General features: G+C 58.9%; 20 protein-coding genes. 11 read left to right on the top strand and 9 right to left on the bottom strand.

Annotated elements, in window-relative coordinates:
• Nucleotides 1-73: 73 nt before the first annotated feature.
• The 3 genes from dgcA to ACWKV4_RS03830 all read right to left on the bottom strand — a co-directional run bounded on the left by dgcA (nt 74) and on the right by ACWKV4_RS03830 (nt 3,824).
• Entirely contained in the window at nt 74-2,134 is a 2,061-nt protein-coding gene (gene dgcA, locus ACWKV4_RS03840; RefSeq protein WP_483831017.1) for a dimethylglycine demethylation protein DgcA, read from the bottom strand.
• Nucleotides 2,135-2,164: 30 nt separating this feature from the next.
• Nucleotides 2,165-2,695, bottom strand: a complete 531-nt coding sequence (locus ACWKV4_RS03835) for a DUF5943 domain-containing protein (RefSeq protein WP_483831018.1) — start codon at nt 2,693-2,695, stop codon at nt 2,165-2,167.
• Nucleotides 2,696-2,834: 139 nt separating this feature from the next.
• A complete protein-coding gene (locus ACWKV4_RS03830) occupies nt 2,835-3,824 on the bottom strand; it encodes a dipeptidase (protein WP_483831019.1) in 990 nt (329 codons plus the stop codon).
• 245 nt (nt 3,825-4,069) lie between these two features.
• Here ACWKV4_RS03830 and ACWKV4_RS03825 point away from each other — a divergent pair, with 245 nt between their 5' ends.
• Nucleotides 4,070-4,498: a lysozyme inhibitor LprI family protein gene (locus ACWKV4_RS03825; RefSeq protein WP_483831020.1), complete on the top strand. Its 429-nt coding sequence runs from the start codon at nt 4,070-4,072 to the stop codon at nt 4,496-4,498.
• Between the two features lie 9 nt (nt 4,499-4,507).
• Here ACWKV4_RS03825 and ACWKV4_RS03820 read toward each other — a convergent pair whose 3' ends face one another.
• Nucleotides 4,508-7,270: a HopW family type III effector protein gene (locus tag ACWKV4_RS03820; RefSeq protein WP_483831021.1), complete on the bottom strand. Its 2,763-nt coding sequence runs from the start codon at nt 7,268-7,270 to the stop codon at nt 4,508-4,510.
• 260 nt (nt 7,271-7,530) lie between these two features.
• Between ACWKV4_RS03820 and ACWKV4_RS03815 the strand changes: the two genes are divergently transcribed.
• Entirely contained in the window at nt 7,531-8,268 is a 738-nt protein-coding gene (locus ACWKV4_RS03815) for a hypothetical protein (protein WP_483831022.1), read from the top strand.
• Nucleotides 8,269-8,349: 81 nt separating this feature from the next.
• Nucleotides 8,350-8,922 carry a hypothetical protein gene (locus tag ACWKV4_RS03810; protein WP_483831023.1) on the top strand — a complete coding sequence of 191 codons (573 nt, stop codon included), beginning with the start codon at nt 8,350-8,352 and terminating at the stop codon, nt 8,920-8,922.
• Nucleotides 8,923-8,940: 18 nt separating this feature from the next.
• Here the strand turns inward: ACWKV4_RS03810 and ACWKV4_RS03805 are convergent, their stop codons facing one another.
• Nucleotides 8,941-9,873 carry a GlxA family transcriptional regulator gene (locus tag ACWKV4_RS03805; protein ID WP_483831024.1) on the bottom strand — a complete coding sequence of 311 codons (933 nt, stop codon included), beginning with the start codon at nt 9,871-9,873 and terminating at the stop codon, nt 8,941-8,943.
• 161 nt (nt 9,874-10,034) lie between these two features.
• On the opposite strand from ACWKV4_RS03805, the gene choX (ACWKV4_RS03800) reads away from it, so the two are divergent.
• The 5 genes from choX (ACWKV4_RS03800) to ACWKV4_RS03780 all read left to right on the top strand — a co-directional run bounded on the left by choX (ACWKV4_RS03800) (nt 10,035) and on the right by ACWKV4_RS03780 (nt 13,731).
• Complete coding sequence (gene choX / locus ACWKV4_RS03800; RefSeq protein WP_483831025.1) at nt 10,035-10,970, top strand: choline ABC transporter substrate-binding protein; 936 nt, start codon at nt 10,035-10,037, stop codon at nt 10,968-10,970.
• A 58-nt stretch (nt 10,971-11,028) separates the two neighbouring features.
• On the top strand, nt 11,029-11,913 hold the full coding sequence (gene cdhC / locus ACWKV4_RS03795; RefSeq protein ID WP_483831026.1) for a 3-dehydrocarnitine:acetyl-CoA trimethylamine transferase CdhC: 885 nt from the start codon (nt 11,029-11,031) through the stop codon (nt 11,911-11,913).
• Nucleotides 11,914-11,925: 12 nt separating this feature from the next.
• Nucleotides 11,926-12,891, top strand: coding sequence for an L-carnitine dehydrogenase (locus tag ACWKV4_RS03790; RefSeq protein WP_483831027.1), 966 nt, complete (start codon nt 11,926-11,928; stop codon nt 12,889-12,891).
• A complete protein-coding gene (locus tag ACWKV4_RS03785) occupies nt 12,884-13,372 on the top strand; it encodes a thioesterase family protein (RefSeq protein WP_483831028.1) in 489 nt (162 codons plus the stop codon). The genes ACWKV4_RS03790 and ACWKV4_RS03785 overlap by 8 nt, the downstream gene beginning before the upstream one ends.
• A gap of 104 nt (nt 13,373-13,476) precedes the next feature.
• Nucleotides 13,477-13,731: a hypothetical protein gene (locus ACWKV4_RS03780; protein WP_483831029.1), complete on the top strand. Its 255-nt coding sequence runs from the start codon at nt 13,477-13,479 to the stop codon at nt 13,729-13,731.
• A 216-nt stretch (nt 13,732-13,947) separates the two neighbouring features.
• On the opposite strand, the gene ACWKV4_RS03775 is transcribed toward ACWKV4_RS03780, so the two are convergent.
• The 3 genes from ACWKV4_RS03775 to gbdR form a co-directional block, all read right to left on the bottom strand.
• Nucleotides 13,948-15,072, bottom strand: a complete 1,125-nt coding sequence (locus tag ACWKV4_RS03775; RefSeq protein WP_483831030.1) for a PI-PLC domain-containing protein — start codon at nt 15,070-15,072, stop codon at nt 13,948-13,950.
• Entirely contained in the window at nt 14,963-15,379 is a 417-nt protein-coding gene (locus tag ACWKV4_RS03770; RefSeq protein ID WP_483831031.1) for a hypothetical protein, read from the bottom strand. The genes ACWKV4_RS03775 and ACWKV4_RS03770 overlap by 110 nt, the downstream gene beginning before the upstream one ends.
• Before the next feature lie 392 nt (nt 15,380-15,771).
• Entirely contained in the window at nt 15,772-16,875 is a 1,104-nt protein-coding gene (gene gbdR, locus ACWKV4_RS03765; protein ID WP_483831032.1) for a choline metabolism transcriptional regulator GbdR, read from the bottom strand.
• 583 nt (nt 16,876-17,458) lie between these two features.
• On the opposite strand from gbdR, the gene ACWKV4_RS03760 reads away from it, so the two are divergent.
• Both ACWKV4_RS03760 and ACWKV4_RS03755 read left to right on the top strand, forming a co-directional pair.
• Nucleotides 17,459-18,466 (top strand): hypothetical protein, encoded by a 1,008-nt coding sequence (locus ACWKV4_RS03760; RefSeq protein ID WP_483831033.1) that lies wholly within the window; start codon nt 17,459-17,461, stop codon nt 18,464-18,466.
• Between the two features lie 3 nt (nt 18,467-18,469).
• Nucleotides 18,470-19,027: a hypothetical protein gene (locus ACWKV4_RS03755; RefSeq protein WP_483831034.1), complete on the top strand. Its 558-nt coding sequence runs from the start codon at nt 18,470-18,472 to the stop codon at nt 19,025-19,027.
• Here the strand turns inward: ACWKV4_RS03755 and ACWKV4_RS03750 are convergent.
• Nucleotides 19,024-20,400, bottom strand: coding sequence for an L-serine ammonia-lyase (locus tag ACWKV4_RS03750; protein ID WP_483831035.1), 1,377 nt, complete (start codon nt 20,398-20,400; stop codon nt 19,024-19,026). The genes ACWKV4_RS03755 and ACWKV4_RS03750 overlap by 4 nt on opposite strands.
• A gap of 396 nt (nt 20,401-20,796) precedes the next feature.
• Here ACWKV4_RS03750 and choX (ACWKV4_RS03745) point away from each other — a divergent pair, with 396 nt between their 5' ends.
• Nucleotides 20,797-21,744 carry a choline ABC transporter substrate-binding protein gene (choX, locus tag ACWKV4_RS03745; protein WP_483831036.1) on the top strand — a complete coding sequence of 316 codons (948 nt, stop codon included), beginning with the start codon at nt 20,797-20,799 and terminating at the stop codon, nt 21,742-21,744.
• The last annotated feature ends 37 nt before the right edge of the window (nt 21,745-21,781 follow it).

Here is a 21,781-nt window from a genome sequence, read left to right as displayed (position 1 = left end):
GAGTGAGCGTCAGCTCGCGAAGGGTGGGCTGCACCCGGTTCGCAGGCTGGCGCCAGCGCCTACGGGCTGTTTATTAAAAATCCTTGCACAACCGCAGCCCGTCATAGATGGCCGCATGGATATTGCGCTGGGCCACGCAGTCGCCGATCCGGAACAGCAGGTAACCTTCCCCGGGTTGGCTAAGGGCAGGCTGGGGCTCGATGGCAAAGAGCGCGTCTATATCGATCTGCCCCTTGTTGCGAGAACCCTGCTTGAGCGCGTAGTACAGGGTTTCGTCCGGGCGTACGCCGTTCTCGATCACCACCTGATCCACTACCCGTTCTTCCTTGGCACCGGTGTACTCGTTCTCCAGCAACGCAACGAGCTTGTCCCCCTCGCGGTAGACCTTTTCCAGCATCAGGTCCCCGGTCATGATCACTTCCTTGGGGTAAAGGCTGCGGTAGTAGGTCGGGAAGGTCGTGCCGCCCATGGCCACGCCCGGCTTGATATCGTCGGTGACGATTTCCACCTGGCTGCCCTTATCGGCAAGGAAGTCCGCCGCGCTCATGCCGGTGAACTCACAGATGGTGTCGTACACCAGCACGTTCTTGCCCGGTGCCACCTTGCCGTCGAGGATGTCCCAGCTGCTGACCACCAGGTCTTCGTCCGCCCCCCAGTGTTCGTTCTGTTCCATAAAGGGATGGCCGCCATTGGCCAGCACGATGACGTCCGGGCGCAGGTCCATGATGGTGTCCACATCGGCGGCGGTACCCAGGCGCAAATCCACGCTCAGCCGCGCCAGCTCTAGCTGGAACCAACGGGTAATACCCGCGATCTGGTCCCGTTGTGGGGCTTTGGCGGCGATGCTGATCTGCCCGCCAATCTGCTCTTTTTTCTCGAACAGGGTTACCGAGTGGCCGCGCTCGGCCGATACCCGCGCCGCCTCCATACCCGCAGGACCGGCGCCAATCACCACCACCTTGCGCTGGGGGCCGGTGCTTTTTTCGATGAGATGGGGCACGCCCATGTATTCCCGCGAGGTGGCCGCGTTCTGGATGCACAGCACATCCAGCCCTTGGTACTGGCGGTCGATGCAATAGTTGGCGCCCACGCATTGCTTGATCTGGTCCACCTGGCCCATCTTGATCTTGGCGATCAAATGCGGGTCGGCGATGTGCGCGCGGGTCATGCCTACCATGTCCACATAACCGCCTTCGAGGATACGCGTGGCCTGGTTCGGGTCCTTGATGTTCTGCGCGTGCAGCACCGGCACCTTGACTACTTCTTTGATCCCGGCCGCCAGGTGCAGGAAGGGTTCCGGCGGGTAACTCATGTTGGGGATTACATTGGCCAGGGTGTTGTGGGTATCGCAGCCCGAGCCCACCACGCCAAAGAAATCCAACAAGCCGGTGGCATCGTAGTAGGCGGCGATCTGTTTCATATCCTCATGGCTCAGGCCATCGGGGTGGAACTCATCACCACAGATGCGCAAGCCTACGCAAAAGTCCCTGCCCACCGCCGCGCGCACCGCTTTGATCACCTCTAGCCCAAAGCGCATGCGGTTTTCGAAACTGCCACCCCATTCATCGGTACGCTTGTTGACCCGTGGGCTCCAAAACTGGTCGATCATGTGCTGGTGCACGGCAGACAGCTCTACCCCGTCCAAGCCACCTTCCATGGCCCGCCGCGCGGCCTGGGCATAGTTGTCGATCACCCGCTGGATTTCTTCCGGCTCGATGGTCTTGCACGTAGCGCGATGCACCGGCTCGCGGATGCCAGACGGTGACATCAAGGTAGGCCAGTGCTCGCCATCCCAGCGCGAACGGCGGCCCATGTGGGTAATCTGAATCATGATCTTGGCGCCGTGCTTGTGCATGGCATCGGCCAGGTTCTGGAAGTGCGGGATGATCTTGTCGGTGGCCAGGTTCACCGACTTCCACCAGCCTTGAGGGCTGTCAATGGCCACGCTGGATGAGCCACCACAGATGGCCAGGCCAATACCGCCCTTGGCTTTTTCTTCGTAGTACTTCACGTACCGGTCGGTGGTCATGCCACCGTCGGTGGCATACACCTCGGCGTGGGCGGTGCTGAGCACGCGGTTACGGACCGTCAATTTGCCGATCTGGATCGGCTGGAACATCGCTTCGAACGCCATTGTTTTTCTCCGATCCTCAAGGCCAATCGATTAACGTGGCTTGACCACGAATAGCCCATCGTCATGCCCTTGCTCGGCGCCGCTGTACACCTGTTCGGCCACCGTGCGAATGTCGCTGCCACGCGCTTCGAGAATCTGGTCCATGGCTCCGGCAAACCAGCCGGTGAACATGTAGTCCACCTTGCGCCCCACTTTGCCGTACACGTACACGAAGGCCGAGTGCTCCAGCTTCACGCTGGCCGTGCCTCGGTCAAGGTCGATGTCCTGGATCTTGAACAGGCCCCAGCCGCGCTGGGATAAACGCTTCATGTAGTGCTCGAACACCGCTACACCTTCCAATCCGTGGCACTCGGCTTCTTTCTCGCACCAGTGCCAGGCAGACTTGTAACCGGCCTTGTAAAGAATCTCGGCGTAAGCGTCCGCGCCTAGCACCTCTTCGATACCCATGTGGTTGTTCACAAAGAAATGCCGCGGTACATACAGCATGGGCAGGGCATCGGACGTCCAGATACCGGTCTCGCTGTCCACTTCGATCGGCAATTCGGGGGCGTGCTTGGCCATGGTTCGGGGCTCCGAAAATAAGTAATCGCATTGGGTGTAAGAGCGGGCTTTGCCCGCGATGGGCCAAACCTGCGGACGCATGCCTGAGGCGTTATTCGCGGGCATAGCCCGCGCCTACAGGTATTTAGGTAGGGGGGCATTACTCACCCCAAACGTCCTTAAGGACGCCCAACCAGTTCTCACCCATGATCTTGCGCACTACCCGCTCGGAGTGGCCGCGCTTGAGCAGCGTCTCGGTAAGGTTGGGGAATTCGCCCACGGTACGGATGCCCAGCGGGTTGATGATCTTGCCGAAGCGGGTCAAACGACGGGCATAGCCCTTGTCGTGAGTAAGGTATTCGAAGAATTCCTGCCCATGGCCCTGGGTAAAGTCGGTGCCGATGCCAATGGCGTCTTCGCCGACGATATTCATCACGTATTCGATGGCTTCGGCGTAGTCGTCGATGGTGGAATCGATCCCCTTGGCCAAAAAAGGCGCAAACATGGTCACGCCCACGAAGCCGCCATGGTCGGCAATGAACTTAAGCTCCGCATCGGACTTGTTGCGCGGGTGTTCTTTCAGGCCCGAAGGCAGGCAGTGGGAGTAAGTCACGGGTTTTTTCGATTCGAGGATGACTTCCTCTGACGTTTTAGAGCCCACATGAGAGAGGTCACACATGATCCCTACCCGGCTCATCTCGGCCACCACCTCCCGGCCAAAGCCAGACAGCCCGCCGTCCCGTTCATAACAGCCGGTGCCTACCAGGTTCTGGGTGTTGTAGCACAGCTGCACGATGCCCACGCCCAGTTGCTTGAAGATGTCCACATAACCCAACTGGTCTTCGAACGCGTGGGCATTCTGGAAGCCGAACAGAATGCCGGTCTTGCCCTGCTCCTTGGCCCGGCGAATGTCGGCAGTGGTGCGTACCGGCATCACCAGGTCGCTGTTCTCGCGGATAAGCTTCTGGCTGGCAGCGATGGTGTCGACCGTGGCTTTGAAGCCCTCCCACACCGACACGGTGCAGTTGGCCGCCGTCAGCCCACCCTTGCGCATGTCCTCGAACAGCTCACGGTTCCATTTGGCAATGATCAGCCCGTCAATGACGATGCTGTCGGCGTGCAGTTCGGCCGGGCTTGAAGCTGGGCTCATCAGGCAGTCCCCTATTCAGCGGTGCGCCGAATCGTTCGCCGGCGCTTTGGGGCCAGCATATGCCCCCGCGGCTATGCGCCCGGATGCAAAAACGACAGGGGTATTACCGAAAGCGTCAAAGCACCTTTTGGGGAAACGCGGGGTAATTCTGTGGACGAAGATGAAATCCACGCGCCCCGCTGTTCATACGCCTGCCCTTGCGCCAGAATCCAGCAATCTTTGGAGGCAGGCCTAGGGGCGTGGCGATGAAATCATGGTTATGGATACTGGCGTTCATCGCCGTTGGCGCACAGGCCGCTGATGACGACGGCCCTACCCCTTGCGACAACGTGGAGACTAGCCAGCAAAGCCTGGACTGTTCGGTGTACAACCGCAAAACCGCTGAAAGCGAGCTCAACGATGCCTACAACGGCCTCAACGCTCGCGTTAGCGCCCAGTACGGCGACCAGCCAGCGGTGTTGAAAGACTACCTCGGCAAGGTCAAGGCCGCTCAGGAGCTATGGCGTAAGCTGCGCGATGCGGACTGCTCGGTGGAAATGCTCGAAGCCGACAAGGACGGTAACGCCAACCAAACCGCCCTCAACGACTGCATGGCCCAGCGCAGCGACGAGCGCAGTGAATACCTGCAGACCATCGGCACCCAGGGCGACGAAAACGACGCCCCGGATCAGTAGCCGTTAACCTTAAGAAGCCGAAGGCTCGCCTTGGCCTTCCTCGGCCTCGGCAGCGGTCGTAGGCCGGTTAGTACGCGTGGCGCCCGCCTTTTGGCTCAGCTCGTGCCATTGTTGGTAAAGGCCGGGCACCAGCGTGCCTGGGTTGCGCGCCCTCAATGCCGCTCCCTGTTGGCGAACCGTGCGCGTCATACCGCCTAGGCGAGCACTGGCATAGTCTCCCCCCTGGGTGATAGCTGACTGACTCGCCTGATGGGCGGCTTTGCCTTTGTCCACCAAGTAGCTCAAACCCTTTCCCGCGGCGCTACCGGCGGCTTCGCCGACCATGCCCGGCAAGGTGAGGTTAGCGGCACTGAGCACAGCGGCTCCACCGATGTAACCCTTGGCGCCTTTATCGAGAAAGTCCCAGGCCTTGTTCACGCCCAGGAATGCGGTCAGCACCAGGTTCAGCCCCACGATTTCCTTGAAGGTTTGTACGGCTTTTTGCATATCGGCCTCTGGGTTGAGCGCCAGCTTGAGCATCTCGGACGTACACCACATGCCGTCGGCGGCGTAGTCCGCTTTGCCCACCAGGCTCTCCATCAACACCACCAAGGCGGCACTGATGCTACCCGTCAGTACCACCAGGCCCATTTTGGGATAAAAGTCCGGGTCGTCCTTGAGCAGGGTACTGGGCAGCCCCACGCCTACACGCTGAGCCTCGCCTGTTTCATAGACTGCTTTGATTTCGCGGCTTTTACTGCCCAGAAACGTGAGGCTGGAGTTAAGGATATCCGGCACGGCCTTGTCTTTCTTGAACACCTCGGCCGCCACCTTCACCTGCTGGGCAATGTGCCCGCCCTTGTCGAAGTGTTGAGCCACGGCGGCACGGTTTTGCTCACTGATGCCCGGTTCACCCGGCTCTGTCTTAAAGAGCGTGTTCTTGGCGGTTTTGATCGCCAACCAGATGGCGTCTTGGTTGAACACCCCTAACGTCACACCACCGGACACCACCGCCGTGGCCATGCCAAAGCCCACTTTTTCCAGCAGGTGCTCGTTGTGGGCGAAGGTTGGTTGCACCACCAGCACGTTGGCCAACACCGTCACAAAGTAGCGGTTCAGGGCGTGATCGAGGTTAGCGCGGTTGTTGGTCAGCTCGTTCATCATCAAGCCCGCCATGAACACAGCGTTCTTGGAAAAGTGTGCAATCAGTGAGGCGCTACAGGGTTTATCCCCACTCACAAAGGCTCCGGCCAGGGGCAGCGGCGCCAGCGCCAGCAGCATGGCAGGGCTGTCGGTCAAGCGGCCGATCAAAGACGCCCCCTGCTTTAGGGTGTTGAGTTCACTGTCCATTGCTTGGTTGAGGCTTAATAGTTCTTTGCGCACTGGCTCAGGCAAGCCAGAACGGCCCAGCACGCTTGGCAGCTGCTTGTTGTGCGCTAGCCAGGTATCGATTTGACCGGCTGCGTTGGCGTGGAGAATCGAGTCCAGCATTTGCCGGTCGGTTTCGCTTAATGCCGCGGTGGGCCTGTCCATCAACGCTTTCAAGCCAGGGGCGTTGGTCCCGTTCGACGCTGGCTGCGCTTTTAAGCTTTCCAATTGCCCTTGGCTCAATACCAACGCCCCGCTGGCCAGCGCCACGCGCAGTCTTTCATCGAAAGAAGCAGCAGACCCTGCTTCCGGGTCGCTGCTCTGGGCCAGCGGCAGCTGAGTGTTATCAATCACGCTCAGTTGCTCATCGCTAAACTCAATTACATGCTTATTCAAAAATGCATGCATCTGCTCGGGCGTTAAATGCGGGGCCGGGCGGCGCATAAGGGCCAATAACGATCGGTCGTCCATAGGCGCAACCGCCCCGTAACCGTCAAACTTATGCATCAGGTTGGAGCCGGCGTTACGCAGGCCTTGGCCCGCGGTCACCTTTGGCCTAGGTTCAGGGGCAGCCTGCAACGAACCGTGGTCAGGTTCATCCAGGGCCGGAAGCAAATGGCTGGCGCCCAGCTGCTGCAACAGGGTATCCACCACGCCGAGCAGGTCGCTCAGGTCCTGCTTAATGGCTAAATCTGGGCAAGCGTGCTTCAGTGCCTCAAGAGCTAGGGGTACGGTGCTTAACCCTTCGAGGGTATCTACGTGAGGCCAAAGCAGCGGCTCCACCTGCTCGGGGCGGCGACGCAGGGTATCGGCCAATTCCACGCTGCGGTGCTTGGCCATGCGAATGAAGTTGCCAAATAACATATAAGGCGCGGCGCCTTCTGGGCGCTCGACCAATGCCTGCGCATCCAGCCGGGCCAGAGCGAACAGATCCGGCAGGCAACGCACCGGCATGTTCGTTTCAGCCCCCCACTGGTTGACTGCCTGGTGAAACCGCGCCCGGCGTAGCTGGCCGTGGGCGTACAACAACGGCTCATGGCTTGGGTGCCGGGTAGGGGTTTGCTTAAGCCTGGCTTTACATTGTTCCAATAACGATTGCAGGGCCTGTTGCTGTTCAGGAGCAGCCAGTGCCTGCCCGCCTTTGTCTGTGCCAGCAGCCTGCGCAAGGCTCTGACTAAGCTGCGCGAGGTTAGCCAAGGATGGCTGGGCGCGGCTTAAGTGCTGCTTAAGCTGTTCCAGTACCTCGCCAGTTGCGTGCCGGGGAGCCACGGCGGTGCGACCTAACAGCGGGCCCAGCTCCCCTGACGCGACAAATGCGAGCGTTTGCGCCTGCTGTGGCGAGGTGTCTCGACGCTCAGGCTCAGGCAACCCGCTTGAAAGGGTGGCCGAAACCGGCATTGCATGGCGAGTGATGTGGGGCGGCATGGGTATCTCCCTATAGGCAACCGTTGAGCGTGATGACAGGGGTGAGTGACGCCATGCCTGTGACGGTTCCATTACATCAGTCAGTTGCCCTGGATAGCCGGGCGCTCTCCCTATCCATCCCCTACACGTGTGCCCTGGAAGGGTGGAACTGCTTGCCAGTTATCGCTTTTATCCCTCCTTGCCATAGTGGCCGCCGGCCTATTGACCGGCCGGAACACACTCGGGGCGCCCTCTGCCCCACCTCTCAAGGAATGGACACCATGACTACCGAAGCCTTTGTAAGCCAATTGCCAATGCCCAAATCGCCTGTAGAGCAGGCTATCGAAGCGCTGAAAAAAGAAGGTGAGGAGCGAGTACTGCTGATTGGCAACACTGTCTGCATCTTTGCCGAAAATGTACCGGCGGACCTGGCTGAAGACGTAGCCGCAAGCATGCGCCTGATTGGCCTGTCGTCTGAAAAAGCCTTCAACAAGGAAACCCAGCAACGCCAATGGTACAACCACTACACCAATGGCCTGGCAAAACTAGGCTGGACCATGACCGGTGCGGCGCACGCCGAGGAAGCCATGGAGCAGGAAAGAACCACCCTGGCTGACGTTGCCGTGACCCTCATCGCTCGTGATTTGGGCCCCAATCACCGCATGGCTCGGTGCCTGGGCCGCAGCTTCGTTGCCATTGCCCAACAACCAGCGGCCCACAACCTGTTCGAACGCAGCACTACCAGCACTACGGGCAAATCCAGTACCTTCCAGGCGGTGGATTGCGAGATCAGCCCTCAAGGCATGCCTATCATGCATATGAAGAGCTTCCAGATTGCCTACGATCGAGCCGTTTCTACCGGTGACGCCATCAATCGTGAGTTCGAAAAAGCCTCTACTCGGGTTTATCGCGCTTCGCAACAAGGCACCTTCAGCACGCGTCAGTTCCGCGTGCTGCGTGATGCCGTGACTAAGAAACTGGCCTCCCAGGCTGATGACATTCTAGACCTGGACATCTGACCATCGGCACGAGTGCCGGCTGCCCTGGTAGCCGGCGCTTTCCCTATGCTCGCCTGTTGCCCCGCCAGCCAGGAATGCCCTATGAGCACACCAACCCCCCTACCTGAAGCCAGCCTGTACGAGGACCTGTTGGCCACTGTGCGCATGGCCGCCTTGCTTGCGCGGCTCCAGCATCATCCTGAACACTCGCCACAATCGTGGCTGGATCTGTTTATCAGTTGCATGCAGCGATTTGGCTGGGTCACGATCGATCGCCAGCGAACCGAACACCTCTATACCCCGGCGCCTGGGTTATGGGTAGATGTATTCAACGGGCAGCTGCCACCTGCGCAAGCACCCAATACCCGGTTTCGTACGCTCGTCAGGCATGTGCTCGATGCGAAGGCCGACGGCTCCCAACCCTTGCCGCCTAGCATCAGCGATGGTAACAACTTCGCGCACTTACGGACCGAACTGCAATTGCCCACCGCGGGCCGCCCTCGGTTCCGGCTTGTGCAGTTAGCCGGAACCCCGGCCCCCGAAGCGCCTAAAACCCGGCTACCGTTGGCCAGAACCCATTGGGAGGCCACCTTCGATGCTCAGCGCTTCGAGGCCCAGCGATCGCAGTTCGAAGCTACGCTTATTACGTCCGAGCACATTTTGAGTGAGCTATAAGGCTTATTATAGTGATAGTCACTGACGATCTTCCCGTGGCGAGCGGCCAAAACGCCCCCTATAGCGGCGGGCAAAATAAGAGGGCAGTTCAAAGCCACAGGCGATACTGATCTCCGTAACGCTCAGATCCGTCTGGCGCAACAGCTGGCGGGCTTTGTCCAGCCGCAGGGCAAGATAGAAATGGCTGGGCGTGACCTGCAAATGCTCGCGAAACAATCGCTCAAGTTGGCGCCGGGTGACGTGTATCAGTTCAGCCAGCGCCGCGGTGCTCAGTGGCGATTCGGTGTGTTGTTCCATGGTGCCGATGACCTGGGCCAACTTCTTGTTGCGGGTGCCACACCGCGACGCCACGGCCATGCGTTGATGGTCTTGGCGGGGGCGGATCCGACTCAGCACAAACTGCTCCGATACCTGAATGGCTAGCTCGGTACCATGGGCTTGGCCGATCAGATCCAGCATCAGATCGATAGACGCCGTACCGCCTGCGCAGGTAATGCGCCGCCCGCTGATCTCGAACAATTCTTGAGTTACCGCCACCTTTGGCCACCGCTCCTTGAAGGCCTCCACGGCCTCCCAGTGCAAGGTGACTTGCGCGTGCTCTAGTAACCCGGCATGCGCCAGTACGAACGCGCCGGTGTCGATGCCGCCTAGGGTGCCCGCCCCGGCCGATACTTGCCGCAACCACCCACGTAATACCGGGCCACAGGCTTTAAGAGGGTCAAACCCTGCGACTACAAATACCCAGGCGCCTTTAGGTAACGCCTGCAGCCCTGCGTCCGTATTGACCGACATCCCATTGCTAGCCGCTACCGGGCCCCCATCCAGGCTAAGTACCCGCCACTCATACAGCCCGGCATGAAAGCGGTTCGCCACGCGCAGGGGCTCGATGGCGCTGATAAACCCCAGCGCGGAAAAACCTGGTAATAACAGAAAGTGGAACACCTCAGGCATGGCATGGGCTCCGCGGCAATGGGTTGTAATAACGCGGCGGTCGCCGGGGTGCAAGTCCCCGTCGCCACAGTGCGCTTGCCACCCCGTTTGCCGGCGTACCTTAGTGGCCAAGGTGCATAGACACCCTCCTCACAATATTGCCCTGCCGCAGGAGCACCGCCATGTTCAGGTTAACCCGCTGCTGTTTACTCGCGCTCGCTATTACCGCGCCCTTGGCTCACGCCGCAGACCCCGCCAGTTGTAAAAGCGTGCGTCTGGGTGTGGTGAACTGGACCGACGTAATTGCCACCAGCAGCCTGGCCCAAGTGCTGCTCGATGGCCTGGGCTATGAAACACGCCAAACCAGTGCGTCGCAGCAGATCATTTTTGCGGGCATTCGTGATCAGCGCCTTGACCTGTTCCTGGGTTACTGGAACCCGCTGATGACCGCTACCCTGACCCCCTTCGTCCACCAGAAGCAGGTGCGCGTACTGGAAGCGCCAAGCCTGGCCGACGCCCGGGCCACCCTTGCGGTGCCCACTTACCTGGCCGACCAGGGCCTGAAGACTTTCGCCGACATTGCCCGCTTCAAGACCCAGTTGGGTGGGAAGATCTACGGTATCGAGCCAGGCTCCGGCGCCAACACTCAAATCAAAGAGATGATCGCCAAAAACCAATTTGGGCTGGGTGGCTTTCAATTGGTGGAATCAAGCGAGGCGGGCATGTTGTCGGCGGTCAGCCGCGCGGTAAAGCGCAAGGAAGCCGTGGTGTTCTTTGGCTGGGCACCCCACCCCATGAACGTCAACCTGCAAATGACGTATCTCAGTGGCAGCGAAGGCGCGCTTGGCCCTGATGAGGGCAAAGCCACCGTGTGGACGGTCACTGCACCCGACTACGCCAGCCGCTGCCCCAATGTAGATCGGCTGTTGAACAACCTGACCTTCACCGCCGCGGACGAGAGCCGAATGATGCAGCCGATCCTCGACCATACGCCCCCCCTCGACGCCGCTCGCCAATGGCTCAAGGACCATCCCCAGGACCGCACTCGCTGGCTCGAAGGCGTGACCACACTAGAGGGCCAGCCCGCTGACACCAACCTTCGCCTGACCACCCACTGACCCTCGCCCTGTCCCGCGCCGTACCCGGCGCACGGGCAAGCTCGCCCAAGGAAAAGCCATGAACCGCGATGTAATACTCACCTGTGCCCTGACCGGGGCTGGTGATACCACAGGCAAAAGCCCTCACGTGCCCATTACCCCCAAGCAAATCGCCGAAGCGGCAGTAGAGGCCGCCAAAGCAGGGGCCACCGTGGTGCATTGCCATGTGCGCGACCCAGACACCGGCCGTTTCAGCCGCGAAGCAGCGCTGTACAGAGAGGTGATGACACGCATCCGGGAAGCTAACGTAGATGTGATCGTCAACCTTACCGCTGGCATGGGGGGCGATCTGGAGATCGGCCCGGCCGAGCGGCCCATGGCCTTTGGCCCTGGCACCGACTTGGTAGGCCCCTTGGCACGCCTGGCCCACATAGAGGCCCTGCTGCCTGAAATCTGCACCCTGGACTGCGGCACCCTCAACTTTGGCGACAGCAATGGCATTTACGTGTCTACCCCAGCCCAGTTGCGAGCTGGCGCCCGCCGCATCACCGAACTTGGGGTGAAGGCAGAGCTGGAGATCTTCGACACCGGGCACCTGTGGTTTGCCAAGCAGATGATCCAGGAAGGGCTGCTGGAGGACCCGCTGTTCCAGTTGTGCCTGGGGATTCCATGGGGGGCGCCAGCAGATACCACCACCATGAAGGCCATGGTGGACAACCTCCCAACCGGTGCCACTTGGGCCGGCTTTGGCATCGGCCGCATGCAGATGCCCATGGCGGCCCAGGCGGTGCTGCTCGGCGGCAACGTACGGGTAGGTCTGGAAGACAATCTGTGGCTGGAAAAAGGCGTACTGGCCACTAACGGGCAACTGGTTGAACGGGCTGGAGAGATCCTCACGCGCCTTGGCGCGCGCATCCTCACCCCTGCCGAAGGCCGTGCCCGCATGAACCTCAGCCGTCGTTAACGGAGCCTGCACATGAGCTATATCACTGATGTAAAGACCTTCGCAGCCTTGGGTGGCGGCGTGATAGGCAGCGGCTGGGTGGCGCGCGCATTGGCCCGTGGGCTGGACGTGGTTGCCTGGGACCCTGCCCCGGATGCGGAACTCAACCTGCGCCAGCGCGTTGCCAATGCCTGGCCGGCACTGCAAAAACAGGGGTTGGCCGAAGGGGCCAGCCAGGACCGGCTGCGCATCGCCAGCAGCCTCGAAGCCTGCGTGGTCGATGCCGATTTTATCCAGGAAAGCGCGCCGGAACGCCTGGCCCTGAAACTGGAGCTTCATGCTGCCATCAGCGCCGCGGCCCGGCCCGAGACGATCATTGCCTCCAGTACCTCCGGCCTGTTGCCCAGTGACTTTTACGCCAACGCGCTTCGCCCGCAGCGCTGCGTGGTGGGTCACCCGTTCAACCCAGTCTACCTGCTGCCCTTGGTAGAGGTTGTAGGTGGCCAGCACACCACGCCTGAGGCGATAGACGCAGCCAAGGCTGTTTATCAACGGCTAGGTATGCGGCCGCTGCATGTGCGCAAGGAAGTGCCCGGGTTTATCGCCGACCGCCTGCTCGAAGCGCTCTGGCGCGAGGCCCTGCACTTGGTGAATGACGGCGTGGCCACCACGGGTGAGATAGACGATGCCATACGCTTTGGCGCGGGCCTGCGCTGGTCATTCATGGGCACCTTCCTGACCTACACCCTGGCGGGTGGCGACGCTGGCATGCGGCACTTCATGCAGCAATTCGGCCCGTCACTGCAACTGCCATGGACGTACCTACCGGCGCCGCCTTTGACGGACAAGCTGATCGAGGATGTGGTCGACGGCACCACTGTGCAACTGGGCCAGCACAGCATCGGCGCACTGGAGCGTTACCGAGACGACGCCCTGCTTGGCGTGCTGGCTGCCGTTCGCCAGGCCCAACAGGCGCATAGGATCGCGGCCGATGAGTGAGCCGCTGATCACCTATCAAGGCGAAGTACTCGGCGAATGGGTCGACTACAACGGCCACCTGCGTGATGCCTTCTACCTACTGATATTCAGTTATGCCACTGACGGTTTCATGGATTGTATTGGCCTCGATGCCACAAAGCGCGAGGCCAGCGGCCACTCGCTGTTCACCCTGGAGTGCCATCTGAATTTCCTGTATGAAGTGAAACAGGGCGAGCAGGTGAGGGTGCGCACCCGTGTGCTCAGCCATGATCACAAGCGCGTGCACCTGTACCACAGCCTTCACCGAGGCGGTGCCGACACTGAGTTGGCTGCGTCTGAGCAGATGCTGTTGCATGTGACACTGGAGGGGCCGAAGTCAACGCCCTTTGCAGCGGCCACGCTCAAGGATGTGCAACAGATAGCCAGCCGGCAATCGAAGCTTGAGCCGCCTGTCTGGATAGGGCGCGTCATGACCCTGCCCCGGCAGCCAGGACAAGGCTGAAAACGACCTGTTCATGCCCGTCGCTGCCAACCGGCGAGCCGCTTGTTGTGGCGCCGGCTCAGCTTGGCCAGAATCCTGAAAACTCAAGCAAGAGGACATTGACCATGATGCATGCCGACCTGATCGACCAGGAGGACCTGCTAAGCCAACTGCGTGCCCTGGGCTTCGAAATGCCCGCCGGGGCCAGCGCTGAACAGGCGTGCGACTGTGCGGTGCGAGGGCTTGACCCCGCCAAGGCCAGAGCGCTGCGGGGGATGGTCGAGCAAATGCTGACCGGCCGCGCGGCCATCCTCCCAGCCGTGCGCCAGGCCCTCGACAAAAACCTCTTGCCTGCCCTGGCGCAGTTTGGCCGTGCGTAGCAACGCTTGGTATTCTGGGGTGCACCCCAGAAGTTGCTATGCCTGTGAGAAGCGGCCGGGCCGCGTAGGCGCTAGCTCGCGAACACTCTCGCCCCGCCGGCGCGCCAAGTTGCATGTGCGCCAGCGCTTGCAACCAAGCAAACGTCTGGTTGCGATGACGGCCAAGCGTTACAAGAGCCCATCCTTAACCTAACGGCCCTGTGTTGCGCTCAGCTTTTAACTCGACCAGTTCAGTTGCACTACTCCTGCGCAGAATACCGAGGAAACCTTGTCCAGGAACACAATACCGGGGCGCTTTAACGTTGGTGAATACTCCCTGAGCACAGACTCCAGTTTCTCATTTGCCTCGATAGCGGCGTACTCGAGCATTGGAGTAAGCGTCCATGACAACAGGAAAATGTGATTGACCCCAGGATTATTGTTTTCTCTCCACTTCTTGATCTGGTCAGCTTTCATGCTTGAGAAGTTTTGCGTATTGGAATAACTATCATATACCTTCAGGTGTGCACCCGAATGACTTGGGCCACCATAGCGGAATTTACCCTGTGCGGGGCTTATGTATTCATCATAGTCAAACACAAGTATAGCTTTTCCAGCGGCGTCACCCACCTTCAAATTCAGAAGATCTCCCGACGGAGATCTATATATAACTGCTGGAAAAAAGGAATTATAAAAATCAATTAATGCGTTAATGCGCTCCTTGATATCCCGAGGATTGTGATCGCCATAGTCACGGATATGAGAAAACTTCAAGATAACAACTTCAGTATCATGGTCAGCGAGGAATAGGGCAACGTCCGATAATACCCCAATCAGCGATTGACCGTTACATCCCCAGGCTCCCTCACGGTGATAAGTGACTAAGCTATCGTGATCGTAATCTATTCGAAGATCCAGATAGCGGACACCACTCAACAATTGCCCGCGCACTGTCAGGTCCTGAGTTTTAGCGTACTCAGGAACGTCAATGGGAAATGTACAATTGTGAGTCACCCCCATGCCGGCGTCATGGCTTCCTGGCAGCGTAAGAGCACCTAACCTTGCATCTTTAAAAGGTCTCATCCAATTGGTCAGGTTAACGTCAAGGACGTTTCTTATTTGGATAACATTTACTTCATTACCCCCTCGACGCGCCTCCATGCTGACGCCCCCTCCAACCATATTTGTTCCACCGCAAGTGACCTTATGATCCCCCAAGTAATATGAGTCTTGACCACCGAACCACCAGTTATTAGCAGTTCCAGTATGCCCCTGAGCAAAAACTATTTCGGGAAATACATAAGCGTAGTTCTTGCCATCTTGCTCCTTCTTTAGCAATAACACCAAGGTTCCTTTGAACACAATTAAGCTCCTCAGGCAGGTCGCCAAATGTATTCTTTCTGCCCGGCGCTTTGCCCTTAAACCACAGTGCAACCTCCTCGGAGCTTTTCCTGCCCACGCGGAAATTAATCTCCCCATCTGCGCCAAACTCTTTTTCCATGCCTATCCAATTACGGTTCTCGGGGTCCTGCCCGCTGGTTATCTTATAGCCATCAACAACAAAGGTACCGCTAAGCAGGCGGTATCCTCCACCAACATCTAATTTGACTTTGTTATCATGATAGGTCATCAAGGGCTGCGGTTGTTGCTCCGAATCACTGGAAGACATTTCGAATACCTTATGTAAGCTGACATTTGTGAATCCAGCTGAACATGCGCATTAGGCATTTACTAGCTAGCAGATCTGTCAGGTATTCCTGAAAAAGCTTCTCGCCGATTGAGCTGATAGCTCAAGCCCGTTCAGCTGGCGATGGCACTTCATGAACCGGAAGAGCGCCTCTAATTTCAAACAAGCACTACACATCAGCAAACAGGGCATGGACGGTTATTGGCAAGACGAGACAAACGTTCCCTGAGCGGGATCGGTAGCATTTCAGTCCCACGGATGAAGCAAAAGCATCCTACCCATACCGATTATTTCGCCAAGTATGCATAGGTGCTTTTGTCGACAGAAGGTAATTCTGGGCTTTTGGTAGCCAGTGCTCGCTGGTACCGCCAACCCTACACCCTCACACTGGCAAAGGTAGACTCGTTCCGCGCTTGCCCCAACGCCGCCAGCGGGCCAGACAATTGCGGCAGTACCATGGTTTGAGAAATAGGCACCATCGCCACTTGCTGGGTGGTATTGGAACCGGCGCGCTCATCCCGCGGCGGGATGCCAAAGTACTCGCGATAGCACTTGGAGAAGTGTGGAGTAGAAACGAAACCGCATACCGAGGCCACCTCGATGATGGACATGGGGGTTTGCTTGAGCAGTTGTCGGGCGCGGATCAGCCGCAGCTTGAGGTAATAGCGCGAGGGCGAGCAGTGCAGGTACTTCTGGAACAACCGCTCCAGCTGCCTGCGTGAAACCGCCACATACACTGCCAGTTCGTCCAAGTCGATGGGCTCTTCCAGGTTGGCTTCCATCAGGGCCACGATTTCCTGCAGCTTGGGCTGGTTGGTGCCGAGCATGTGCTTGAGCGGCACCCGCTGATGGTCCTGCTCGTTGCGAATGCGCTCGTATACGAACATTTCCGAGATGGCGGCCGACAGCTCACGACCATGATCTCGGCTGATCAGGTGCAGCATCATGTCCAAGGGCGCGGTGCCTCCCGAACTGGTGAAGCGGTTGCGATCGAGGGTAAACAGCCGAGTGCTGATCGTGGCCCGAGGGAAGGCTTCCTGCATCGCAGCCAGGCACTCCCAGTGCACGCTACAATCGAAGCCATCCAGCAGGCCCGCGCAAGCCAAGGCCCAACTGCCTGTGCATACAGCGCCGAGGCGCCGGGATTGCCGGGCCTGCGCCTGAAGCCAACCCACATGTTCGCGGGTCACGGTACGTTGGATACCTACCCCGCCGCATACGATCACTGTGTCCATGGCCGGTGCCTTGTGCATGGCCGAGTCTGGGGTGATCTGCAGGCCATCGCTGGCCCATACCTGGCCACCGTCGGCGCTGAGGGTGGTCCAGCGGTACAGCTCGCGCCCGGATAACTGGTTTGCCATGCGCAGCGGTTCTACCGCCGAGGCCAGGGAAATAAGTGTGAAATTATCCAACAACAGGAAGCCAATGGATTGCGGCGTGCGGATTTGAGGCTGGGCCCCGGTGTTGGACGATGTCATCACGGTCTCTCCTTTGAATCAGCGCAAGGACGGCCCCAGGGACAGGGCTCTTTTTTGTAATGAAAATGGAGCAATTGCCATGCCGCAATTTGAATCCAACCGGGGCAAGTCCTAAAAGCGACGTCGCAATCGGTCTGGAATAAGCGTTCGGCAGGTATTCGCCTGGCCACCACATGCCGCTACAAGCCCCAATGGGTGAGCACTTCGGTAGCATGTTACGGCCAAAAACGGGCGCCACCGCCACAGCTGTCACCTGTGGCGGTAATGCCCTTCTACCACCAGCATAGCTTGCTGCTACGCGCTAAAAGGTGGCGACTTTGCTAGCCATGGGCGAAAAACGTGCGGGTGTGAGCGCCTACAGACCCCATCGCCCATTTAAGGCTTATAGGTGGCTTGGACCTGCCGAATTTCCTACCTATACCGGCGAACTTAACCCTCCTTACTACTGAATCCCCCGATATCGCCCATTCGCCCAAGGGCGCAGACTTGCTTCCAACTTAGCTGCTGACCGGCCTGGGATGGGCCTTACCAGCGCCTGCTATCAAGCCCCTGGCTATCAACCATGCCGACAAGGACGCGCGTCATGAGTCTAACCTCTGCCCAGCTGGCTCAGTTGGATCGCGAGCTGGACCACAACCAGCGGGAAATGGTCGTCCTCCCCCTAAATGTAGTCACCACCCCGACGGCCAATGCCGGTTCGTTTTCAGCCCCGGTTCGCCCCCCACAAATGTGCACCCGGCCCTACCCGGGGTTAATGAATGTGTTATGGCGGCAGGCCCAGGCCGATTACAACGCCACCGTGCATGCGTTCGTGAGTACCCCCTGGGGCGTACCCGTGGCCCTGGCCGGGTACGACCTTTACAACATCAACCGGCTGCTGCGTGACATCGGCGGCTTCGGCACCCAAGTGCGTATCTCCACCGTGCATGGCAAGCAGTACCTTGTACTCACCGGCTACCCTGGCCTGCGTAACCGCCTCAAGGGCACCCGCTACGCCCTGCGTAACCCTCAACTGGTTGAAATGGGCATCGGCAAGTACGGCGTGCGAGGTACCTCCATTTCAGGCTTCAAACTGTCCTGCTATGTGGCGGTGGGTATCGAAGTACTGGAATGGATTTTCAATGACCATGCCGTAATGACGGATTTATTTGCCGGGATGGGGGTGGAGTTGATCAAGGCAGGGATTGCTTCGGCGGTGGGGTATGCGGGTGCGGTAATGCTCGGAACGGCGCTAGGGTTTGCAGCTGCGCCGGTTGCTTTAGGCGCAATCTTGGTTTTCTTTGTAGGAGTAGGTCTGAACTACGCTGATAGCCGTCTTGACATAAAAGACTCGGTTAAGGCTAGCGCACGTTATGCTATTGCCAACTTAAAAAATCTTGTTCAAAAGCTCTCCAAGATAGACTTATCAGAACTGAAAAATTACTTGGAAAATAAACTTATTGGCGTTGCTACGGCAATAGCTGACAGTCAATACGAAGATCCCAAAAACCGGATATTACGCCGGCTTAACCAACAATGGCACGGCACATCTGGCTGGCCCCATGCGCCCCGGCTGCCGAGATTTTTTAACCTAAAACATTCAGAGCCTTGAAACATGGCTTCTAAATTCTACGGACCGAAAACTAACACACTCACTCCACGACTCAGGCTAGTAGCTGTGCTTAGCGCAGTTATGATGTTATTTGTAGGCGTGATCTCGACTTACTGGATATGGACTATGGTATTTTCTATTTACGGGAGGCTATATCGAGATGCGCCAGTAGTAGAGACACCTTACATGGCGTTCGGGCTTTTAATGGCTCCTACGGGTGCAATCATTGCTGTTTTTGGCGCAATAACAGCAGCAATAACAGGAAAAGTATTCGAACCACCAAAAAACACATGGGTCTATCGCTTTTCCGTACTGATGCTTTCCATTTCAGGCTATACGCTTATCTATGTTGTACCCACCGTCGCCACCCTAACAACCTTTACCCTCAAGGCCAAAGGTTACTGGACGTGCCGAGATCTAAGGCCGTCAGGCTCAGGCTGGCAAGTCTTCTGGGTCAACGACGAACGTGTCTGTTTTAAACCCGATGAATATATCAACGACAACTGGCCCTGCAGAAACGAAGGCAACAAGCTGGTGTGCATCCAGGTCGATGGGCGTTAACATTCCACCGCGCTCACCGCCAAGCCACCCCTTGAGGTCTCTTTGTACTTATCGTGCATATCGGCACCGGTATCGCGCATGGTGCGGATCACTCGGTCCAGGGAAATAAAATGGGTGCCGTCCCCACGCAGTGCCATCTGGGCAGCGTTGATGGCTTTAACGGCGGCAATGGCGTTGCGTTCGATGCAAGGCACTTGCACCAGCCCGCCAACGGGGTCGCAGGTCAGGCCCAGGTTGTGTTCCAGGCCAATTTCGGCAGCATTTTCCAATTGCGCAGGGGTAGCACCGAGGACATCCGCAAGGCCGGCGGCGGCCATGGCGCAGGCTGAGCCTACTTCACCTTGGCAGCCCACCTCGGCCCCGGAAATGGACGCGTTTTTCTTGCATAAAATGCCCACGGCGGCAGCGGCCAGGAAGAAATTGACCACGTCGTCGTCGCTGGGCTGCTCGCTGAACTTCATATAGTAATGCAGTACCGCCGGGATGATGCCCGCCGCGCCATTGGTGGGGGCTGTGACCATACGGCCGCCTGCGGCGTTTTCTTCGTTTACGGCCAGTGCGAACAGGTTTACCCACTCCATGGCCGTCAAGGTAGACCCAATTACATTGGGTTTGCCAAGCTCCAGCAGGCTACGGTGCAAGCGAGCGGCCCGGCGCCGTACATTCAACCCGCCAGGCAGTATGCCCTCCTCGGCCAAGCCTTGGCGCACGCAGGCCTGCATGGCTTGCCACAGCTCCAGCAGCCCAGCACGGATCTGCGCCTCGCTGCGCCAGACTTTTTCGTTCTCCAGCATCAACGCGGACACCCGCAGATTATGCCGCTCACACAGCTCGAGCAATTGCGCGGCAGTGTCGAAAGTATACGGCAACTCAGCGGTGTCGGCGTCCAGCGTACCGGCCGCGGCTTGAGCGGCATCCACTACAAAGCCACCGCCCACCGAGTAATAGGTATCTTCCAGCAGGGGCCCGTCGGCACTTTCGGCCACCAGGGTCATGGCATTGGGGTGGTAAGGCAGGTTTTCGTCCAGCAATCGCATGTCCCGTTGCCAATCGAAAGCCACCGTGAACTGGCCGCCCAGCCATAATTGGCCGGTTTTCTTCACGCCAGCGACGGTGGGGATGATGGTGTGAGGGTCTACCGTGTCGGGCCAGGCCCCCGTCAGGCCCATGATCACCGCGTTGTCGCTGCCGTGACCAATACCGGTAGCCGCCAGCGAGCCATACAGCCGTACCTCAATACGCTTGACCCGAGCCATGACCTGTTGCTGGCGCAAGTGCTCAGTGAACAAGGCCGCGGCACGCATAGGCCCCACGGTGTGTGAGCTCGAAGGCCCGATGCCGATCTTGAACAGGTCGAACACGCTGATAGCCATTATCGCAAACCCTCTGGTGACCGCCCGCAGCGTGCGGGGTGGCCTTCGCTTGCGAGGCATCATTCGCCTTTTGCCCAAGGCCCGAGAGTCTGCAACCGACCCGCCCTTGTTCGCCAGCGTCGAGCCGGTGGACAGGTCGGTTTTGCCGCAAACCCCAGCGAATAGGGCCCTTTTGCCCAGCCGGCAGGCCAGATACGACCCCACTGGTACTGGATACGACCCTCCCTGTACTGGTTGCGACTCACCCAGTAGGCGTTTGCCCGGCGCTGTTGGATGATCAAAAGCGCCCCGCTTATGCGGCGGTGCGGCCGAGCGCTTCGCGCCCTCCTGCAAGCCATTGCGCCTAGGGCTAAAAAAGAAGGCATTCGCCGCAGAAAACACCAAGGAGTCCACCCGATGAGAGCTGCACCCTCGTTACTGCTGGCCGCCGCGCTGTGTTTACCCTTGGCCACCCAGGCCGCGGACCCGCCCCAATGCGCCAAGGTCAATTTCTCGGATGTGGGCTGGACGGACATTACCGTGACCACCGCGGTTACCAGCGCGGTGCTGCAATCACTGGGCTACACCACCCGTACAACGATGATTTCCGTGCCGGTGACCTACAAGTCCTTGGCCGATGGCAAGAACATGGATGTGTTTCTGGGCAACTGGATGCCCACCATGGAGAACGACATCAAGCCCTACCGCGAGGCAGGCACCGTGGACACGGTGCGGGCCAACCTGGAAAACGCTAAATACACCCTGGCGGTGCCTGAGGCGCTGTGGGACCAAGGGTTGAAGGACTTTGCCGACCTACCTAAATTTAAAAGCCAGCTCGACGGCAAGATCTATGGCATCGAGCCCGGCAACGACGGCAATCGGCTGATCCAGTCGATGATCGACAAAAACACTTTTGGCCTGAAGGACGCCGGTTTCAAGATGGTGGAATCCAGCGAGGCCGGCATGCTGGCGCAAGTGGACCGCGCGCAGAAGCGCCACACCGGTATCGTATTCCTAGGTTGGGAGCCCCACCCGATGAATACCCGCTTCAAGCTTAAGTACCTCACCGGTGGCGATGACGTCTTCGGCCCCAACTTCGGCCAGGCCACTATTTACACCAACACCCGCAAGGGCTACGCCCAGGAGTGCCCAAACGTTGGGCAGTTGCTGAAAAACCTGGTGTTCACGCTGAACATGGAAAGCGAGCTGATGGGCAAGGTGCTCGACGACAAGATCAAGCCAGAGGTGGCCGCCAAGGCCTGGCTAAAAAACAACCCGCAGGTGCTGGACACCTGGCTGGCTGGCGTAACCACGCTAAGTGGCGAGCCCGGGCTTGAAGCGGCCAAGGCCAAGCTTTCGCAATAACTGCCGACCCTCGACGGGCTCGCTTGCCGGGTACCGC

It is taken from the genome of Pseudomonas artemisiae (assembly GCF_057128685.1).
The sequence above is the reverse complement of the archived record's forward strand: the minus strand, read 5'-3'. Positions and strand labels throughout refer to the sequence as shown.